The organism is Chromatiales bacterium (genome assembly GCA_014323925.1).
Lineage (GTDB): Bacteria > Pseudomonadota > Gammaproteobacteria > Poriferisulfidales > Oxydemutatoraceae > SP5GCR1.
On the sequence record JACONC010000001.1, the window covers coordinates 1 to 19,900 of the forward strand.

A 19,900-nucleotide genomic window follows, 5' to 3' on the forward strand; every position below is an offset into this window, starting at 1 on the left:
AACTATCACGGTAAATACTGTGCCAGTAGATAGTGGCAAGGTGAGTAATGCCATTGACTTAGCTGAAGGCGAAGTCACCACGATTACGGTGGTAGTGACCGCCCAAGACAACACGATAAGCACTTACACGATAGCAGTGACCCGTGCTGCAGATGCGAGCTTAAGCGCATTGGCGGTGTCGGCAGGCACACTAATGCCGGCTTTTGATAGTGATAGAACGACACAGGAATATACAGTATCGGTTGCTAATAACATTAGGGAACTAACTGTGACACCGACAGCGGCTAATGAGAATGCAACTATCATGGTACAGGGTAATGCAGTAGATAGTGGCAGTCCAAGTGATCCCATTGAATTAGTTGCAGGTGAAGTAACCACGATTACAGTGGTAGTGACTGCCCAAGATCGCAGCGAAAATACTTACACGATAGCAGTGAGCCGTACTGATAGTATCCGTGTCCGGATTAAGGTTTTCTTGGAGGGACCGTTGCGCTAAGCTCCCAAGACAGGTCAATGAATGACTAAGGTTGCCCGTAGAAGCAAACTGGGGCTTCTGGGATAATCGCACGCAATTCACTAGCAAAGTTCCAGAAAAGCCATGCCCTATGATAATGGACTAAATATACTTAGAGGAAAAGTCAACATAATCTAATTTCCGTGCGTTGTAGCATTTTCTCCTTATTGTTTAATTGAAAATGCTTTAATGTCCTCAAAAGCAGCATTTCTGCTTTGCGCTTACACAACATCGTACACCCCCTAGACAGAGGCAGGTTGTGCTTATATAATTACTTTTCTATGCGTAATTTATCAAAACCTTTATCCCCTCATTTGCAGATTTATAGACTTCCTATCACTGCGATATTGTCTATTTTGCATCGTATGACTGGTATTGTTTTGTCTTTGGGTATAGTGCTTTTAGTCGTAGTCTTGGCAACCGCAGCGTGGCAGGTGGAAGCCTATAGATTTTTGCAAGCTATATTGTCACATTGGATAGGGCAACTGTTTCTGATTGCCTGGACAGCATCTTTGTATCTGCATTTATGCAACGGTATACGGCATCTCTTTTGGGATGCCGGTTTGGGTTTCGATTTGAAAACTACTGGCCAGACTGCTTATTTAACGATAGCCAGCACGGTGGTTTTAACAGTAGCGACCTGGTTGGCGGTGTATTTCCTCTAGGAGTATCGATGCATTTAAGAACACCGTTATCACGAGCTAAGGGGCTAGGGTCAGCTAAAGAAGGCATAGGACACTGGTGGATGCAGCGTGTTAGTTCATTATTTTTGATACCGCTTATCGTCTGGGGTGCATTAATGATAGCGAGCTTGGGAGATTACAGTCATCGAAATTTTACGAACTGGTTATCCGAGCCGGTCAATGCAATTTTGATGATGCTACTGCTTGTCACTGGATGTTACCATGCCGCTCTAGGTTTACAAGTAGTCGTTGAGGATTATGTGCATAAAGTTTCGCTAAAGCTCATGAGCATTATCATGATATATTTTTCTTTGTTTATTTTGACTGTGGTCGGAGTGTTTGCAGTCGTTGAAATAGCTTTTTGATATGTCGAACGCATACCCGATAGAAGAGCATACGTACGAAGTGATAATCGTTGGTGCCGGTGGTTCCGGTTTGCGAGCGACTTTTGGTATTGCTGAGCAAGGTTTTAAGACAGCTTGCTTGACCAAAGTGTTTCCGACGCGTAGCCATACAGTAGCTGCTCAAGGTGGCATTAGTGCGGCACTCGCTAATATGGGCGAGGACGACTGGCGCTGGCATATGTACGATACGATTAAAGGTTCTGACTGGTTGGGAGATCAAGACGCAATTGAGTATATGTGCAAAGAGGCTGCCGACTCAATTATTGAACTGGAGCATTACGGTGTACCGTTTTCTAGAACCGAAGATGGGCGTATTTATCAAAGACCTTTCGGTGGTATGACTACTCACTTCGGAAAGGGTGTTGCCCAGCGTACTTGCGCTGCCGCAGATCGTACCGGTCATGCAATTTTGCATACTTTATATCAGCAATCGCTCAAACACGATGCCGAATTTTTTATTGAATATTTTGTGATTGATTTGTTGATGAGCGATGACGATGCTTGCAATGGTGTAATTGCTTGGGATTTAGCAACTGGTAAATTGCATGTATTTCATGCACATATAGTAGTGCTGGCAACTGGTGGTTATGGTCGTGTATATTTTTCATGTACCTCGGCACACACCTGCACTGGCGACGGTGGCGGGATGGTGTTGCGTGGTGGGTTGCCGTTGCAAGATATGGAGTTTGTACAATTCCACCCGACCGGCATATACGGTGCCGGATGCTTGATTACTGAAGGGGTGCGCGGTGAAGGTGGTTATCTGACTAATGCAAGCGGCGAACGTTTCATGGAACGTTATGCCCCGAATGCTAAAGACTTGGCGTCGCGCGATGTTGTTAGTCGTTCTATGTCTATGGAAATTAAAGAAGGGCGTGGTGTCGGTGCCGAGCGCGATCACATACACCTGCATCTGGAGCACTTAGGTTCGGAGGTGATACAAGAACGGCTGCCTGGGATTGCCGAATCGGCGCGTATTTTCGCCGATGTTGATGTCACTCGGGAACCTATACCAGTCTTGCCTACAGTGCATTACAATATGGGTGGTATTCCGGCAAATTATCTAGGAGAAGTGTTGAATTTAAAAGATGGGAATCCGGACTATGTGGTGCCAGGACTGATGGCTATAGGTGAAGCAGCGTGCGTATCAGTGCACGGTGCTAATCGTCTGGGGTCTAATTCTTTGCTTGATTTGATAGTATTCGGACGCTCGGCAGCACGGCACGCTGCGAAATTATTGGCTGCCAAGCGTGGATCTTCGCTACCACGAGCTTCTAAGCAAGCTGTTGATAAAGTATTGCAGCGATTTGATGATTTGCGGCATGCTAACGGTGATTATACGACTGCATCACTGCGATTAGAGATGCAAAAGACCATGCAAAAATATGCCGCAGTATTTAGAGCGGGGGACAGTTTGCAAGAAGGCTTAGATAAAATAAAAGAACTCTATAGTCGACTTGATTCGTTACGGGTAAGCGACCGTTCAATGATATGGAACACTGATTTGGTAGAAACATTGGAATTGACTAATTTATTACCGCAAGCACTATGCACGATTGCCTCGGCGTTGAATCGGGAAGAAAGTCGTGGTGCTCATGCGCGCGATGATTTCCCTGACCGCGACGATAAAAATTGGTGTAAGCATACGCTAATCTACTGTCATCGCCACGATACTGGTATTGATTATAGGCCGGTGCATAGCCAGCCAATGACCGATGAAGTGGCAGCGGTGCCACCGCAGGAACGCATTTATTAAAGACAGGCGGACAATGTATATTAAACAATATTGGAGAAAAGATGGCCGAGTTTAGATTGCCGACGAATTCTATAGTCAAAAAGGGTGCGCATTATCCGGTTGCGGATAAGACCAAAGCTACACACCATTTTACCATCTATCGCTACGATCCTGATACCGACGAAAATCCGCGCACTGATAGCTACGATGTTGATGCTGAGCAGTGCCCAATGGTGCTCGATGTGTTAATCAAAATTAAAAATGAAATAGATCCTACATTAACATTCCGACGCTCGTGCCGTGAAGGCATCTGCGGTTCGTGTTCAATGAATATAGACGGGCGAAACACATTAGCTTGCATCAAACCTTTAACTGATCTCAAAGAGGACATCAAAATATATCCGTTGCCACATATGTCGGTTATTAAAGACTTGGTCGTTGATATGAATAATTTTTATGCACAGTATGCGTCTATAAAGCCATGGCTACGAACCCAAACCCCTACACCTAGTAAGGAACATCTGCAATCAGTAGAGGATAGAGAAAAGCTAAAGGGTATGGAGGAGTGTATACTATGCGCTTGTTGCTCGACAAGTTGTCCCAGCTATTGGTGGAATTCAGATCGTTATTTAGGTCCGGCAATTTTATTACAAGCGTACCGCTGGATTGCCGATAGTAGAGATGAGGCAACCGGCGACCGCTTAGACGAGTTGGAAGATCCCTTTAAACTATTCCGTTGTCATACTATTATGAACTGCGCTGATGCTTGCCCTAAAGGTCTCAATCCGGCGAAGGCTATAGCCGAGATTAAAAAACTACTACTTGCGCGTCGTTATTGATAAATAGTTTTTAGCAACCTAGGTCGTGCGTCTTCTTGGTACGCACGATTATTATCTCTGTTGTATGGGAGTATAGTCTCTAAGCGTGTGTCCGGTGTAAAGCTGTCGCGGCCTGCCGATGCGATAATGCGGATCGCACAACATTTCGTTCCAATGGCTAACCCAGCCGATGGTGCGTGCGAGGGCAAAGATCACGGTATACATATCTCGCGGTAGTCCCATAGCATTAAATATAATACCGGAATAGAAGTCAACATTTGGATAGAGTTTACGAGAGATGAAATAATCGTCTTTCAAGGCAATGCTTTCTAGTTCTTTGGCGGCATCAAGTAGCGGTTTGTTGGCATTACCGCTATCAAGTTCGGATAGCAGTTCATAACAAGTAGCGCGGATGATTTTTGCGCGCGGGTCATAATTTTTGTAGATTCGGTGGCCGAAACCCATCAATCTGAAATGGCTATTTTTGTCTTTAGCTCTATCTATATACGATTGTAGCGGTTGCCCTGAGGCAACAATTTCTTCAAGCATATCTATAACTGCTTCGTTGGCACCGCCGTGCGCCGGCCCCCATAAGGAGGCAATGCCGGCCACCAATGCTGCATAAGGGCTGGTTTCCGTGCTACCACTCAAGCGCACTGTAGAAGTAGATGCGTTTTGCTCGTGGTCGGCGTGGAGCAACAATATCAGATCCATTGCTTTTGCATACTTTTGCGATAGTGGTGAGGAGGGTTCAAAATCATCAAAAGCCATATCGAGGAATCTTTCGGTATAGGGCAAGTTACAATTAGGTTCTTTGAATGTTTTATTTTTTTTGTAACAAAGTATGTATGCAGAAATTGCTGCTACTTTGGCAATCAGCTGGTGTGTTGCTCGTTCTCTGTATGAGTCATCGTGTATGGCCAACTCATCGTGATACTTGGCCGCGAGTTGGCAAAGCGCTGCCATCAGCATTGCCATCGGATGCCAGTGTCTATCAAAACTGCTGAACAGGGTGGTTATTTTTTCTCTATGCAACTGAGCATGCTCGCTTATCTTGGCATTGAATTGTTCCAACTGATGGGTGGTTGGCAAGTCGCCGTGCAGGAGCAAATAGGAAACCTCCGGATAATTACTGTGCTCGGCTAATTGATCTATAGGGTAGCCGCGGTAGTTAAGTAGCCCGGCATCACCATCTATGTAGGTGATTTTACTCTCACAACTTGCCGTTGAAACAAAACCGGGATCAAAGGTAAAGTAACCCGACTGCTGGTAAATCAAGCGGATATCTATAGAATCCGCACCAATAGTAGATTCCATAACAGGCAGTTCTATTTCTTCATTCTTTTGAGGGTCGCTTAAGTTAACTTTTCTTTCCGTCATTACATTGTATAAGGCTATGAAACTGAAACTCTTAGTTTAGGTATTGTCCTTGAATTAAACGACTATTATACATGAATAACAGTCGCCCGCCTTAGTATAAATCTGTTTTACTAAACGGTAGCGGTGGCAATCGGTGAAACTATAGTATCCCTTCTCTTTATATATTTATTTTTCTATTGAAGTCCCTAGTCCTGATTAGGTGTAACAATTAAGGCGTGCGCATAGTATAATGTATGATTGTGCTTCTAGCAGTATTAACCCTTTTAGTTGGAGAAAATTAATGGATGTAATGGATAGAATTAAGCAACAGGTTGAGGACAACCCGGTTATTATTTATATGAAAGGCACACCGCAGATGCCACAATGTGGTTTTTCAAGTCGGGCGGCAGCAGTTCTGCAACAATGTGGCTGTGAGTTTGCTTATGTAAATGTATTATTAGATGCTCAGGTTTTTCAGAATTTACCTCGTTATGCAAATTGGCCGACTTTTCCTCAAATCTATATTAACGGTGAGTTAATCGGTGGTTGTGACATCGTAGTTGAATTATTTAACAAAGGTGAGTTGCAGACAATGGTTGCCGATGCCGCTTCTTCTTCATAATGAAAGGGAATTGTATACTTAAGTACAAAAATTACTCTTGACACCTTATAGACCAAGTGACCTCTCTCATCTACAAATAATAGGATCATAAATGAATATTGAAAAAATACCGGCAACCGACTCAACATCTGACATACTCAATGTAGTCATCGAGATACCAGCGCATGCCGATCCTATCAAGTACGAGCTGGATAAAAAAAGTAGTTCAGTATGGGTTGATAGATTTATGAATGTTCCAATGTATTACCCAGCGAATTACGGTTTTGTCCCTCAAACACTATCAGAGGATGGTGATCCTTTGGATGTTTTAGTGATTACGCCGGTGCCTTTGTTAATAGGCTGTGTAATACCAAGCCGTCCTCTGGGTGCACTTGATATGAGTGATGAGTCCGGGCGTGATGTTAAATTGCTAGCGGTACCTAAAAGAGGTATGAATAGCGGTTATGATCAGGTTGATAGTGTAGATCAATTAGAGAAAAATCTTATTGATCAAATTGTACATTTTTTCGAGCATTATAAGAAACTTGAAAAAAATAAATGGGTAAAAGTAGAAGGTTGGCTTTCGTCCGATCAAATGAAGCAAGAGATAGAAAAAAGTATCAAACGATATAAACCTTAGTTTTGTAGATAGTGGATGAACGTATCTTCAAACGGCTTTTTAAGGCTAGAATATTAATTTCTGTTGCTATTATTCTAGTTCTGCTATCGCTATTGGTATTTAACCTATACTGGTTGCAAATTGTCAAGCATAGAAACTATCAAACCACATCGGAAGGCAATCGCTTTGATTTCAGCATAATTAGTCCACCGCGTGGACTTATATACGATAGACAAGGACGAGTTTTAGCGAGCAACCGAACCAGCTATAGTCTGGCGATATCGCCTTCTGCACTTAGTGATGTTAATGTTGTATTGGCAAAGTTACAGAGTTTACTAAACTTAGACACTAAGGAGTTATCGCATTTAAAAGAAAAAATTAAAGAAAACCTCACTTCTCAAAGACTGGTTTATCATCTTAATCTGAGCGAGGCGGAGGTCGCACTTTTGGCACCAGAGCTTTATAGTATGCCGGGTATAGAGGTCGTCGGTCGTTTGGTTCGTCATTATCCTGAGGGTGATTTATACTCGCACGCTATAGGTTATGTAGGTGCCATCGCCGCGAAAGAACTAAAAGAATTTAAAAAAGAGGACTATACGCTACATGACTATATAGGTAAAACCGGCATAGAGAAATACTACGAGTCTACATTACGCGGAAAGCCAGGGGTACGCAGATTAGAGGTTAATGCGCATCGCAAGATTCTTGTCAGCACCGACATACAGCCGGCTAAAGCAGGTAACGATATTATGTTGACACTAGATACTGATTTACAAAAATCGGCTGATCAGGCAATGGCTGAACATCAGGGGGCAGTGGTTGCGCTAGATCCGCGTAGCGGCGGCATACTGGCGATGGTTAGTAAGCCGACTTTTGACCCTAATTTGTTTAGCTATAACTTCTTGGCAGAAAAATACCGCCGACTCAATGCCGATGATGCGCTCAGCCCATTTTTTAATCGCGCAGTTAGCGGTCAGTATGCGCCCGGTTCAACGCTCAAACCAGTCGTCGCATTAGCTGCCTTAAAAGCCGGCACCGTGAGCCATTCCTACATGATGTACGCTGGACCCTATTATCAAATTCCCGGCTTCAAACGACGCTATAGAGATTGGCTCAGTGCTGGTCATGGCAAGGTCAATCTAGCTTCATCTATAACGCAATCGTGTGATGTATTCTTTTACGATATTGCTCATCGTATTGGAGTGACCCAGTTGTCAGCATTCTTATCAGAGTTTGGCTTGGGGAACCTAACTAGAATAGATACAACTCCTGAAGCTTCCGGTTTGGTGCCGACTCCGCGATGGAAAAAAGCTAAACACAACGAGGCCTGGTTTCCAGCAGAGACAATCATGATGGGCATAGGGCAAGGTTATTTGCTAACAACACCTCTACAACTAGCGGTAATGACTGCAACCCTTGCAAACCGTGGCAAAAGAATAACACCTTATCTGGTACAAGCACGCCGAGTGGCAGAACACGATGGCTGGCAACACAAAACTCCTGCAGTTCCTGTACGGGTGACCGATAATCCCAGGAGTGATTGGGATTATATTATTAATGCGATGATAGATGTGGTACATCGCCCTAATGGTACTGCTCACCGCATAGGGCAGGATATAGAATATGCGGTCGCTGGTAAAACCGGCACTGTACAAAACCGGCGCATTTACGATCGAGAACAAGAGAAGGAAATGGAATTTGAAAGAAAACTACGCGATCACGCCATGTTCATCGGATTTGCACCACCGTCGACACCGGAGATAGCAATTGCAGTAGTCGTTGAACATAGTGGTAGCGGTTCGAAATACGCAGCTCCTGTTGCACGCAAGGTTCTGGATACTTATTTTGGGAAAACCAAGATAGCAGCGTTAGAGTATTAAATAGATGATATTTACCGATGCAAATCGGAATATTTTTCCTCCTGTTGCTGTACAGAATTTAGCGAAGGGTACATTCTTAAGAATTGATTACCCATTGTTGCTTTTACTAATCGTAATATCGTCCATTGGGCTGATAGTAATGTTCAGCGCAGCTGGGCAGAATATGGAACTGGTATGGAGGCAAGGATGGCGTTTAATGGTGGGCTTTTTATTTTTTATAGTTTTTGCATCAGTGCCTCTAGAGGCCTATCGCCGATGGGCATGGTTATTGTATACGGTCGGTCTAATTCTGTTAGTCTTTGTGTTGGTTATAGGAGAAGCTAGCAAAGGAGCGCAACGATGGCTTAATGTGTGGTTGCTGACATTTCAACCATCGGAGATACTTAAGTTTGCTGTACCATTATTTCTGTGCAAGATATTCGCTAGCGACGGAAACTATCCATCGTCTTTGAAGACTGTGCTGATAGCATTGTTAGTAGTTTTGCTACCTGTTGCCTTGGTTATAAAACAACCAGATCTTGGCACTGCTGTGTTGATTTTCATTTCTGCTGCCTGGGTAATATTTTTGACTGGCATTTCTTGGCGATTGATTCTATTATTTATCGCTTTGATGGTTGCAGCAGCAGTGCCTATATGGCATTATTGGCTACATTTTTATCAGCAGAAACGAATTGAAGTGTTCTTAGATCCGCAAAGTAATCTTACCGGAGAGGGTTATCATATATATCAATCCAAAGTTGCTATAGGTTCGGGTGGTTTATGGGGCAAAGGTTGGTTTAACGGTACGCAGGCGCAACTTGGCTTTGTTCCCGAACATTCAACCGATTTCATATTTGCGGTATTTGCCGAAGAATTCGGCTTTGTGGGTTGTTGTTTATTGATACTGTTATATATTGCTGTAGTCGTTAGAGGCATTATAATCACGCTCAATGCTAAAGATTATTTCGGTCATCTGTTAGCGGGAAGCTTGACATTTTCTTTTGCTTGCTACTTTTTTATTAATATCGCGATGGTGAGTGGGTTGCTGCCAGTTGTCGGAGTGCCTCTACCTTTAATGAGCTACGGAGGGAGTTCAATAGTTGTAGTGCTAGCATCTTTCGGTATACTAGTATCAGTATTTAGACATCGCCCGATGTTGAGTCAAAGATTATGAGAATATTTATATATATATATTTACCGTTATCCGCTCTGTTAATTTTGTTATCGGTTAACTCTGTGCTTGCCGAAGACTATCAGCGGCGCGTTGATGTTCAAGCCTATATAGACCACTTGGTTGAGCAGCACGCTTTTGATAGAGCCTATCTAGAGCACAAATTTAAACTCGCTACTAAACAAGAACGAGCGATTGTGGCAATGGACAAACCGGCGGAGGCTAAGCCGTGGCCAGAATATAAAGATATATTTATTACTCCATTGAGAATTAGCGGCGGTGTATTGTTTTGGCAACAAAACAAGGCATTACTCAGCAAAGCTGAGATGGAGTTTGGTGTGCCAGCATCGTTAATTGTTGCGATTATTGGCGTCGAAACTTATTACGGTAAAAATACTGGTAGTTTCCCAGTATTTAGTACTCTGGTCACTCTGGGTTTTGATTATCCTCGCCGAGCTGATTTTTTCAAGCGCGAATTAACCGAATTTTTGCTGCTCTGCCGTCAAGAGAGTGCTTTGCAATGCGATGATCTCAAAGGGTCTTATGCCGGTGCTATGGGTGTCGGACAGTTTATCTCAAGTAGCTATAGAAGCTACGCCATTGATTTTGATAATGATGGTATCAGGGATTTATGGAATAGTCGTGCCGATGTTATCGGCAGTATAGCTAATTATATAAAACGCCATGGCTGGATGCCAGCAAAGCCGGTCGGGGAATATATAGAACTAAGCGGCGGAGATTATGAACTATTGCTGAACAAACAGTTTAAGCCCTGGCTTTCGTTAGCTGACTTAGCTGAGCGTAATATTACGGTCGGGGATTTTCAACCAAAGGAACCGATTTTTTCGTTGTTCAAATTTGAAAAGGATAATTTCAATGCAGATTACAAAGTCTGGACAGGTTATAATAACTTCTATGTTATTACGAGGTATAACCATAGTCATCTCTATGCCATGGTCATTCATCAACTAAGTCGGCTTATAGAACAACAACACTAGATTTTCAATGAACAAATCACGACTCATCTGCTACGCCAGCGCCGCTTTGTATAACTGCACGAAAGCACATCACCTGCGCATCTCGCTACTGATGGTTGTCGGTACCCTGATGTTGGTAAATGGTTGTACTATGTCTACGGTAGAGATCCCTGATGTTAACCGTTGGCAGATACCAAATTCGCTCCCCAAGGTAGCTCAGTTGCCCACTGATAAGGTTGCAGTCGAACGACGGCTGAGGTCGTATACGGTACATGGCAAGCGCTATTGGGTCAAAGCTGTGCCTTTAGGTTACAGCGAGACTGGTTTAGCTTCTTGGTATGGAGGAAAATTTCATGGTCGCTTAACCGCTAACCAGGAAGTCTTTGATATGTATAAGCCCAGTGCTGCGCATAAGACGCTGCCTTTACCTTCGTATATCAGAGTCCTTAACCATAACAACAATAAGAGTGTGATAGTTAGGGTCAATGATCGCGGACCTTTTGTTGAAGGACGCATAGTAGATCTTTCTTATGCGGCAGCAAAACTTATAGGCATGGAGAAAAGCGGGCTTGCACCAGTCACCATAGAAGTGATCAAACTACCGGATAATCCAGGATATAATACATACCAAGCCTTCACTAGTAAGGTTCCCTTCTTGAAGGAACATCGCTTAACCTCGAGTCTTAGTCAAGCTGTGGGAAGAACGGAAAATATCCACCCAGTGAATGCAATACCTTTTGATATACCCGACCAATTAGGCATGGTCGATAGACGATTTGCCAAACAAGGTTTTGAGCATCATCAGACCTTTTACAGGTGATTATAAAGATGAAGAATTTATTCTTGCGTAGCGTGCAACTAGTTGCGTTGATTTTTATCGTCTTTTTTTGCGCATCTCTTTCGTATGCCTTTGAGTGGGTGCCTAAGGCCCCCAGCTTGACAGCACGCAACTACATATTGATAGATTTCTACAGTAATAAAGTTTTGGCAGAAAAAAATGCCGATCAAAAAGTAGATCCCGCTAGCCTTACTAAACTGATGACCGCTTATCTTGTCTATCAAGCGATAGAGAACGATTTGATTGCCATAGACGATCAAGTCAAAATTAGTCAAAAAGCTGGCCGTACTGTTGGCTCCAGAATGTTCATAGAAATAGGTAGCTTGGTTTCGGTAAGCGACTTGTTAGCTGGTGTCGTCATACAGTCGGGTAACGATGCCAGTGTTGCATTGGCCGAACATGTCGCTGGTAATGAGGAAGTGTTCGCTGACCTGATGAATAGAAAAGCACAAGAATTAGGCTTGAGTTCATCGTATTTTGTCAACGCTACCGGACTTTCTGATGATAATCATTATATGAGCGCACGCGATATCGCTGTTTTGTCGCAAGCACTGATACGCGACTATCCCAAACACTACGACTTATATTCCATACTAGAATACACCTACAATAATATACGGCAGCCCAACCGTAATGTATTGTTGACGCTCAATATGAATGTTGACGGTCTGAAAACCGGCTATACCAAGAAAGCTGGTTATTGTTTAGTTGTCTCATCCGAACAAGATGGTATGCGTTTGATTGCGGTGATTATGGGTAGCGGTCAGCAAAAACGTTTTGACGAAGCAAGCCAATTATTACGCTACGGCTACCGCTTTTATGAAACTGCAAAGCTATTCGGCAAACAAGAAACATTGACTGAAGTACGGGTTTGGGGGGGTGATAAGCAACAGCTCGGATTGGGAGTATCTGAGGACATCTATATCACTATGCCGCGCAACCGAAATGCCAGTGTTAACACTGAACTCATGGTGTACGAAGACATCATTGCGCCGGTTGAAAAAGGGCAAGAACTGGGTTCTATTACCATATCTTTTGGCGATAAGACTATAGAGCAAAGTGCACTGATCTCTTTACACCGTATCGCCAAAGGTAATTTGTGGTCGCGCCTATCGGATAGCATCATCCATCTATTCCAGTGACGGCTTATCTTAACGGAGAGTTTCTTGATGCCGATGCCTGTGTTATCAGTGCCTTAGATAGAGGTTTTCTATTCGGTGACAGTGTGTACGAGGTGTTGCCGATTTATCGTGGTACTGTTTTTCGCTGCGAGGATCATTTACGTAGGCTTGATTATAGTTTGACTAGCGTAGGTATAGATAACCCTAAATCCGATGCGAAGTGGAAAGCGGTATTCTCGGAATTAATCAAGCGTAGCGGATTGACCAATCTGTCTATCTATCTGCAAATTAGCAGGGGACAAGCACCTATCAGAGCGCATCGTCCAGTCGCTGGCTTGCGCCCTACGGTGTTCGTAATGACGATGCCTGAGTGGATAATTCCTGAAGAGATGATCAAAGGTGGTGCACGCGTGATAACTGCTAAGGATGTGCGCTGGGGTCGTTGTGATATTAAATCGACCAATTTATTGGCAAATGTAATGCTTGGCATGCAACCGGGTGATAATACGATATACGAAGTGATTATGATTGACGGTGACTATGTGACTGAAGGCACCTCAAGTAATGTATTTATAGTACGCAATCATCATTTGTATACGCCGCCGTTAAGCGCTAAAGTACTCGCCGGTATTACTCGCAAAGTAGTCATAGAAATAGCTTCACAACTGCAAATCCCATGCACTGAGAAAAACTTGCGCTACACTGATTTACTGCACGCCGATGAGATTTGGCTAAGCAGTTCGACACGCAATATAGTGTCGGTGACGAATATTGATAAACAGCAGGTCGGGACCGGTAAGCCGGGCGAGGTATGGAGCGAATTTTCGGCGGCACTAATCAAGTCGTCGGTGGCCGATGCGACCGTGCTATAATGTAATCCTTTACGGGGGCGATCTTGGTTTCGACGAGTATAGCGAAACTTGAGGTGCATGTCGAGCAGGTAAGAAACTCGTTAAACTTTTTGCAAAAAATTAGTTGCCAATCAACAAGACAACTACGCATTAGCGGCCTAAACAACCGGCTATGCCTCCTCTCTTAAGGTGCTTGTAACTTAAGTAGAGGGGTCGACGCATCAAGCTCGCGCGAAGGTAGACCCGAAGCCTGACCGTTAAATAAAAATTCGGAGAAGCCGGCTGCCGATCCTGTTCGTCGGTCTCAGGCGGTATGATAGAAGACGAACTAAGCATGTAGTACCAAGAGCGGAGTATACGCGGACGCGGGTTCAATTCCCGCCGCCTCCACCAATGATAAAACCTATCGCCTGCTTACTGCAAGCGATACAGCCTGCTGCCTAAATCGATTATGAGCAGACCTATCGGACGAACTGAGATTGATCCTTCAATGCCGCTATTCCATAGTTGCAAACCGCAACTGGAAAAACAGCAGCATCTACTCAAGCGATTACAAGCGATAGCTAGTGCTATCGTTGATGTAGAAATTGCCGTGCTTTATTTTCCTATCTTGAAAAGTGCTCCTGATACAAGTTTGCAGCAGATAAGTGGCGGTTATGAGTCTATCAATATAGAGAAATTCTATAAACTTTTGGATATCGACGCAGCTTATGGTGGCAAAGGCCCACCGTGGCGACCGGCGAAGGATACATTATTGTTCTATGTTGTGCCTAGGCAATGGACTATCTCGTCGTGGTCAAGCAAAGCGACCGATATTTTCAACATTTGTGATATGGATATAGCGCGAGTAGAACGCGGTTTTTGTTATCGTCTAGTTTTGGATAGGTTACGGGCGGTTGAAAATGCTACGCTTAGCGATAGTGATGCTATCAAAGCACAGCTACACGACCGTATGACTGAGGAGATTTATTCCACCCCGAAAGATGTTTATGGTTGGTTGGATATACAAAAGGAGAATGAACCTGGCAAACATAGCATAAAAGCACTGGCGACATGGACACCACCCGATAAACAAAATGACGCATCGCCCAATAAAACCCTTGTACCGCCTGAGGAAATATCTAAGTTTACCGAAGTTTATGGTAAAGAGTGTGGTTTGTCGAATAACCAAATAGCCTGGTTGGAAGAATATTATCTAACAGCTAATCGTAGACCTACCACAGCTGAAGTAATGATGTATGCACAGGTTAACTCAGAGCATTGTCGGCACAAGCTATTCAATGCACACTGGCGATTAGATACAAAGCGGCAAGAACAGACATTATTCGATATGATTAAAAGCACTCGTACCCCCGCCGATCGGGTTGAGCTGGCATACAAGGATAATGCGTCAATAATAAAGGGTGCGCCGGTGCATTATTTCCATATCGACCCTAGCAGCCGATGCTACAGATACAAAAAGGATAGCGAACAACACTTTTTGATTAAAGTGGAGACACACAATCACCCGACCGCTATTTCACCGTTTCCAGGGGCTGCGACTGGTAGCGGTGGCGAGATTAGAGATGAGAGTGCCACCGGACGAGGTGGGCGACCGCGTATGGGCTTGGTTGGCTTTAGTTTGTCCAACTTATGTATACCCGATTTTGAGCAACCGTGGGAGCAGCCGCCTGAGTATCCGACCCGCATCGCTGATGCATTGCAGATTATCACCGAAGGACCGCTTGGCGCCGCTCGTTTTAACAACGAGTTCGGCCGTCCCTGCGTATGCGGTTATTTTAGGACCTACGAGCAGACCGATGAAAATCACCACTGGGGCTACCACAAGCCGATTATGATTGCTGGTGGTTTGGGAAGTATCCTAGCCAAGGATATGCACAAGCAAAGGTTTGTCGCTACTACGCCACTCGTTGTGTTCGGTGGTCCGTCCATGCGCATTGGTTTGGGTGGTGGGTCGGCATCTTCGGTGAGTAGCGGCAGTAGCTCACACGAATTGGATTTTTCATCAGTACAACGCGACAATGCCGAGATGCAACGCCGTTGTCAAGAAGTGATAGAACAATGCACTGCACGCGACAATAACCCAATATTGTCAATACACGATGTAGGTGCCGGCGGACTTGCCAACGCATTGCCCGAATTAGTACACGATGTAGGGTTAGGTGCACGTATTAATATGCAGGCTATTCCATGTGCTGATAATTCCTTAGACGCTATGAGTATTTGGTGTAACGAATCACAAGAACGTTATGTTGCTGCCATTGCCCGAGATAAGTTGGACGAGTTTGAGAAAATCTGTGTGCGCGAGCGATGTCCGATGGCAGTGGTAGGTGAGGCGACCGAAGATAGGACTTTGCTATTAGAGAATGACTTCGCCTCTAGTCCAGAGATAGAGATACCAATGTCGGTATTGTTTGCCGAACCTTCCGATGATACTCGTGCATTGACAAAGGTGGCATATTGCAATGATGGTGCCGGTAATTTATCCGGCATAGATATAGCAGAGGCGGTTGAGCGGGTGCTGAAAATGCCGGCGGTTGCAGCCAAATCTTTTTTGATTACGATAGGTGACCGTAGTGTGACAGGTTTGATATGTCGCGACCAAATGGTCGGCCCTTGGCAAGTGCCGGTTGCCGATGTTGCGGTATCAGTGAGCGATTATATCAGTAATGCTGGGCAGGCAATGGCAATAGGGGAGCGCACCCCAGTGGCAACGCTCAATCCATCGGCGTCGGGGCGGCTTGCCGTGATAGAAGCGATACTGAACATAGCTGCCAGCGATATAGCTAATTTGCAAGACATTTGCTTGTCGGCTAATTGGATGGCGGCTGCGGCATTAAACGAGCAACGATTCGCACTCTATCAAACGGTGCAGGCGGCGACCGATTTATGCAAGGCTCTAAACATTGCGATACCAGTAGGCAAGGATTCATTGTCTATGCAAACTAAGTGGCAATCTGCCGGGCACAACCGCGAAGTTATCTCGCCGTTATCACTGATTGTTTCGGCTTTTGCGCCAGTCGCACAGGTGCAAAAGACTCTAACACCTCAATTAGATACCACCTCATCTGAGAGGCGTATTTATTTTATCGACCTGTCGGATGGTGGCAATCGTCTTGGTGGTTCTTGCTTGATGCAGGCTTACCAACGAAAAAGTGCACCGCCCGATGTCGATAATCCGCAACGGATTATCAATTTTTTTGAGTTGATGCGCGCATTGCGCGCTGATGATAATGTATTAGCCTATCACGACCGTTCGGATGGTGGGATGTTAGTGGCATTGATAGAAATGGCTTTTGCCGGACATTGTGGCGTGACCTGTGAAGTAGATGATGCCGGTGAATTGATACCGACATTGTTTAGCGAAGCTCCTGGTGTGTTATTACAGCTCACCGAGTCCGGTGTTAAACAAATAAATCAATTAATAGCGAAATACAAAGATACATTGCGCATCAAAGAAATAGGGCAGCTAAGCGATGTCCTAAAATTTAAAATAAAGCATAAAGATAAATTATGGGAATGGGATTTGATGCAGCTTAAACGATGGTGGCACGAAACCAGTTCGCGTATACAAGCCCTGCGCGATGATCAGCAATGCGCTGCCGAAGAGATGGAATATGTATGCGATGAAAATAATCCTGGGCTAAAGGCACAATGGGATTTTGAACTGCCCAAAGATTTTAATGCTGAACTTACAACACAGTACAATATTAAAAGTACCAAGCCCAAAGTTGCTATTCTCAGAGAGCAGGGTAGCAATGGCCACATGGAGATGGCAGCGGCTTATGAACGAGCTGGCTTTGCGGTGTACGATGTGTTTATGAATGACTTGATCTGTGGTCAAACTGATCTGAGTTCATATCAAGGTTTGGTTGCTTGCGGCGGTTTCTCATACGGCGATGTTTTAGGTGCTGGTGCCGGTTGGGCGCATTCCATATTGATGCACGAGCGCACCCGAGAAATGTTTGTAACTTTCTTCAACCGAGACGACACATTTACCTTGGGTGTATGCAATGGCTGCCAAATGCTGTCTCACATCAAAGAAATTATCCCTGATGCATCCCATTGGCCGACATTTGTCGGCAACCGCTCTAAGCAATTTGAAGCCCGCTTAGTGAAAGTGGAAATCACACCGTCACCGTCGGTGTTATTCAAAGAAATGGACGGTGCCAAACTGCCGATCATTGTCGCCCACGGTGAAGGTAAAGCGGTCTTCTCCGACGAGGGCGCCCAAAAGGAGGCAACCGATTATACCTGCCTGCGCTACATAGACAACTATGATCAGCCTACCGAACTCTATCCCGCAAACCCCAATGGTAGCCCGCAAGGTGCTAACGCTTTCTGTAGCAAGGATGGCAGAGCTACCATCTTGATGCCGCATCCTGAACGGCTATACAAAACTACCCAGTACTCATGGCACGCCCGCGACTGGGGAGCTGTTGCCCCGTGGTTCAAACTATTCCAAAACGCCTATCGCTTTTGCCAATGAATCGCATGGCTATTTGCGAATACTTGCCGATTATGGATGGATCTTCTAATAACGCTCAAGACTTGCTATTTTAGTCGTCGTGCGACGACTGCTTCATGTTTGGATACTTCGTCAACCATGTTCTGGCTCTACGATTTCGCTATTGTAAATCTTCTTCAAGTCTGCCGACACTGCCTTCTTATCTTCCGTTGCTAAATAGCGTAGCGAGTTTCGCATCAGGTGTAAAACATAATAGTTTGACACAGGAAAATAAATAATATATTATAACATAATGTTATATTATAACATATTTTAGCTAAACCTATTTTATGGAGACAAAAATGTATTATGTTAGAAGAATGACCTATCAATTCATAAGTATTAGCTTGTTGCTAATGCTTTCTATTTCGTTTGTATATGCGGACAAGACGCAAAGTGTGGTTTCTGCAGAAGCTACTTTTTTATATCATAATAAATATATTTCCGATGGTAAAGATGATTTGCCGGGTAGCGGTATTTATACGCCAGAATTCGTCATCAATTTTGAAAGTTTACCGATTGGGAGTGCCGAACTTAAAGACTTCTATGTTGGTGGATGGTGGGCAATCGGTGATGATGAAAGTTATACTGAGACCAACCTGTTTTTAGGTAAGGTCTTCAACTGGCAAAATTTCAGTTTGGACTTGTCGTACACCTGGTTATATTTTTCACCCGACGACGACGAAGACCATGAACTTGTAGCGGCTCTTGGCTGCGACTGCACGCCGTGGTTTGATCCTGAAGTCAGTTATGTTTATTCCACCGAAGGAGACGGAGGTGCCTTGTCGTTGGCTCTAGCAAAAGATATAGAGACTAGTTATTTGAGTATCACGCCATATATCTTGTCAATGTTCGATTTTGGTTATGTGTCCGACGAATACGACGGTCTCAACCATATAGAAGTAGGATTGGAGTTGAGTATACCGATAAACGATACAATAAGTATTCAAGGATATGCAGCCCATGCTTTCGCCGAGGAGAATCTTCGCCGTGAAGGTTATGACGATGAAACCTGGGCCGGGTTCGGATTACAATTCGATATTTAATACATTACTTCACCTGCTGAGATAGCACAAACGCAGGACATGCCAGGACATGCTTTGTATAAAATATTAAGTAAATACAAATATTTATATATCCTAGACATCACAAAATTTATGACTCCAAAAATTTTCGAACTATATTATTGACATAAATCTAGGAAGTGTGCATAATGCAAATATAACTACTACAAATAGTAGCTACTAGAGCAACAAACTAGCGAGGGAAAAGAAATGGATGAAAAAGCATTAGAAGATCAGATTGAGGAAGCTAAAGTTCTTGTTGCAACTGCTACTGAATCAGTTGCAGCACACAAAAAAATGTATGATGAAATTGGTGCAGGAGATGATATGTTTTCTCAAGTTCTTAACAGCGATAATTTTACTCCAGAGTTTAAGAATATAGTTAAAGAACAACGCGAGCGAGCTACCGCTAAAATAGAGGAGCAGAGTAAACAACAGACTCAAACAGCCGGCAAGAGTAGCAAAATTGCAGGTCATGCAGGGGTCACTAAAATCTAATGTCGGATAATTTATAGGCGGGGAGTGTTATGGCTGATAATGTTACACCAACACTTAATCCGGCTAGCCAACAAGTGGATCCGAGTCGCTTTGGTACAGACATTCAGATAAGTAACAGTTCTCATCCTATCAATGTGGATCTCGCAGTGCAACTGGCGTTTTTGCAATATAACCAGTTATCTAATCTGCGCACCCAAGACAAATTGGATGAGGTGCAAAACACCCTGAGTCAAATGAACGAGGCGCGTAATATGTATAACAGAATGAAGCAGCTGAAACAG

The 19,900-nt window shown here is 44.1% G+C and carries 18 protein-coding genes and 1 other RNA gene; 18 read left to right on the forward strand and 1 reads right to left on the reverse strand.

Annotated elements, in window-relative coordinates; translation table 11 throughout:
- The 5 genes from GDA45_00005 to GDA45_00025 all read left to right on the forward strand — a co-directional run.
- The coding region (locus GDA45_00005) for a cadherin-like beta sandwich domain-containing protein (protein MBC6413308.1) at positions 1-496 on the forward strand (496 nt) is incomplete at its 5' end.
- A gap of 299 nt (positions 497-795) precedes the next feature.
- Positions 796-1,179 carry a succinate dehydrogenase, cytochrome b556 subunit gene (gene sdhC / locus GDA45_00010; protein ID MBC6413309.1) on the forward strand — a complete coding sequence of 128 codons (384 nt, stop codon included), beginning with the start codon at positions 796-798 and terminating at the stop codon, positions 1,177-1,179.
- A gap of 8 nt (positions 1,180-1,187) precedes the next feature.
- A complete protein-coding gene (gene sdhD, locus GDA45_00015; protein MBC6413310.1) occupies positions 1,188-1,562 on the forward strand; it encodes a succinate dehydrogenase, hydrophobic membrane anchor protein in 375 nt (124 codons plus the stop codon).
- Between the two features lies 1 nt (position 1,563).
- On the forward strand, positions 1,564-3,357 hold the full coding sequence (locus tag GDA45_00020) for a succinate dehydrogenase flavoprotein subunit (GenBank protein MBC6413311.1): 1,794 nt from the start codon (positions 1,564-1,566) through the stop codon (positions 3,355-3,357).
- 41 nt (positions 3,358-3,398) lie between these two features.
- Positions 3,399-4,175 carry a succinate dehydrogenase iron-sulfur subunit gene (locus GDA45_00025; GenBank protein MBC6413312.1) on the forward strand — a complete coding sequence of 259 codons (777 nt, stop codon included), beginning with the start codon at positions 3,399-3,401 and terminating at the stop codon, positions 4,173-4,175.
- A 51-nt stretch (positions 4,176-4,226) separates the two neighbouring features.
- Here GDA45_00025 and GDA45_00030 read toward each other — a convergent pair whose 3' ends face one another.
- Entirely contained in the window at positions 4,227-5,534 is a 1,308-nt protein-coding gene (locus tag GDA45_00030; GenBank protein ID MBC6413313.1) for a citrate synthase, read from the reverse strand.
- 280 nt (positions 5,535-5,814) lie between these two features.
- Here GDA45_00030 and grxD point away from each other — a divergent pair, with 280 nt between their 5' ends.
- The 13 genes from grxD to GDA45_00095 all read left to right on the forward strand — a co-directional run.
- A complete protein-coding gene (gene grxD / locus GDA45_00035; GenBank protein MBC6413314.1) occupies positions 5,815-6,135 on the forward strand; it encodes a Grx4 family monothiol glutaredoxin in 321 nt (106 codons plus the stop codon).
- Between the two features lie 91 nt (positions 6,136-6,226).
- Entirely contained in the window at positions 6,227-6,754 is a 528-nt protein-coding gene (gene ppa, locus GDA45_00040) for an inorganic diphosphatase (protein MBC6413315.1), read from the forward strand.
- Between the two features lie 11 nt (positions 6,755-6,765).
- Positions 6,766-8,613, forward strand: a complete 1,848-nt coding sequence (gene mrdA, locus GDA45_00045) for a penicillin-binding protein 2 (GenBank protein MBC6413316.1) — start codon at positions 6,766-6,768, stop codon at positions 8,611-8,613.
- 4 nt (positions 8,614-8,617) lie between these two features.
- Positions 8,618-9,766: a rod shape-determining protein RodA gene (rodA, locus tag GDA45_00050; protein ID MBC6413317.1), complete on the forward strand. Its 1,149-nt coding sequence runs from the start codon at positions 8,618-8,620 to the stop codon at positions 9,764-9,766.
- Complete coding sequence (mltB, locus tag GDA45_00055; protein MBC6413318.1) at positions 9,763-10,761, forward strand: lytic murein transglycosylase B; 999 nt, start codon at positions 9,763-9,765, stop codon at positions 10,759-10,761. Before rodA ends, mltB begins: the two co-directional genes overlap by 4 nt.
- Before the next feature lie 91 nt (positions 10,762-10,852).
- The gene (locus GDA45_00060) at positions 10,853-11,560 is read left to right on the forward strand and encodes a septal ring lytic transglycosylase RlpA family protein (protein MBC6413319.1); all 708 of its coding nucleotides are present in this window, start codon (positions 10,853-10,855) and stop codon (positions 11,558-11,560) included.
- A gap of 8 nt (positions 11,561-11,568) precedes the next feature.
- Positions 11,569-12,720: a D-alanyl-D-alanine carboxypeptidase gene (locus tag GDA45_00065; protein ID MBC6413320.1), complete on the forward strand. Its 1,152-nt coding sequence runs from the start codon at positions 11,569-11,571 to the stop codon at positions 12,718-12,720.
- A complete protein-coding gene (locus tag GDA45_00070; protein ID MBC6413321.1) occupies positions 12,717-13,571 on the forward strand; it encodes an aminotransferase class IV in 855 nt (284 codons plus the stop codon). Before GDA45_00065 ends, GDA45_00070 begins: the two co-directional genes overlap by 4 nt.
- Before the next feature lie 13 nt (positions 13,572-13,584).
- Positions 13,585-13,943, forward strand: a transfer-messenger RNA (tmRNA) gene (gene ssrA, locus GDA45_00075).
- 97 nt (positions 13,944-14,040) lie between these two features.
- Complete coding sequence (gene purL / locus GDA45_00080; GenBank protein MBC6413322.1) at positions 14,041-18,039, forward strand: phosphoribosylformylglycinamidine synthase; 3,999 nt, start codon at positions 14,041-14,043, stop codon at positions 18,037-18,039.
- A 308-nt stretch (positions 18,040-18,347) separates the two neighbouring features.
- Complete coding sequence (locus GDA45_00085; protein ID MBC6413323.1) at positions 18,348-19,103, forward strand: hypothetical protein; 756 nt, start codon at positions 18,348-18,350, stop codon at positions 19,101-19,103.
- A gap of 228 nt (positions 19,104-19,331) precedes the next feature.
- Complete coding sequence (locus GDA45_00090) at positions 19,332-19,619, forward strand: hypothetical protein (protein MBC6413324.1); 288 nt, start codon at positions 19,332-19,334, stop codon at positions 19,617-19,619.
- A gap of 29 nt (positions 19,620-19,648) precedes the next feature.
- The coding region (locus tag GDA45_00095) for a hypothetical protein (protein ID MBC6413325.1) at positions 19,649-19,900 on the forward strand (252 nt) is incomplete at its 3' end.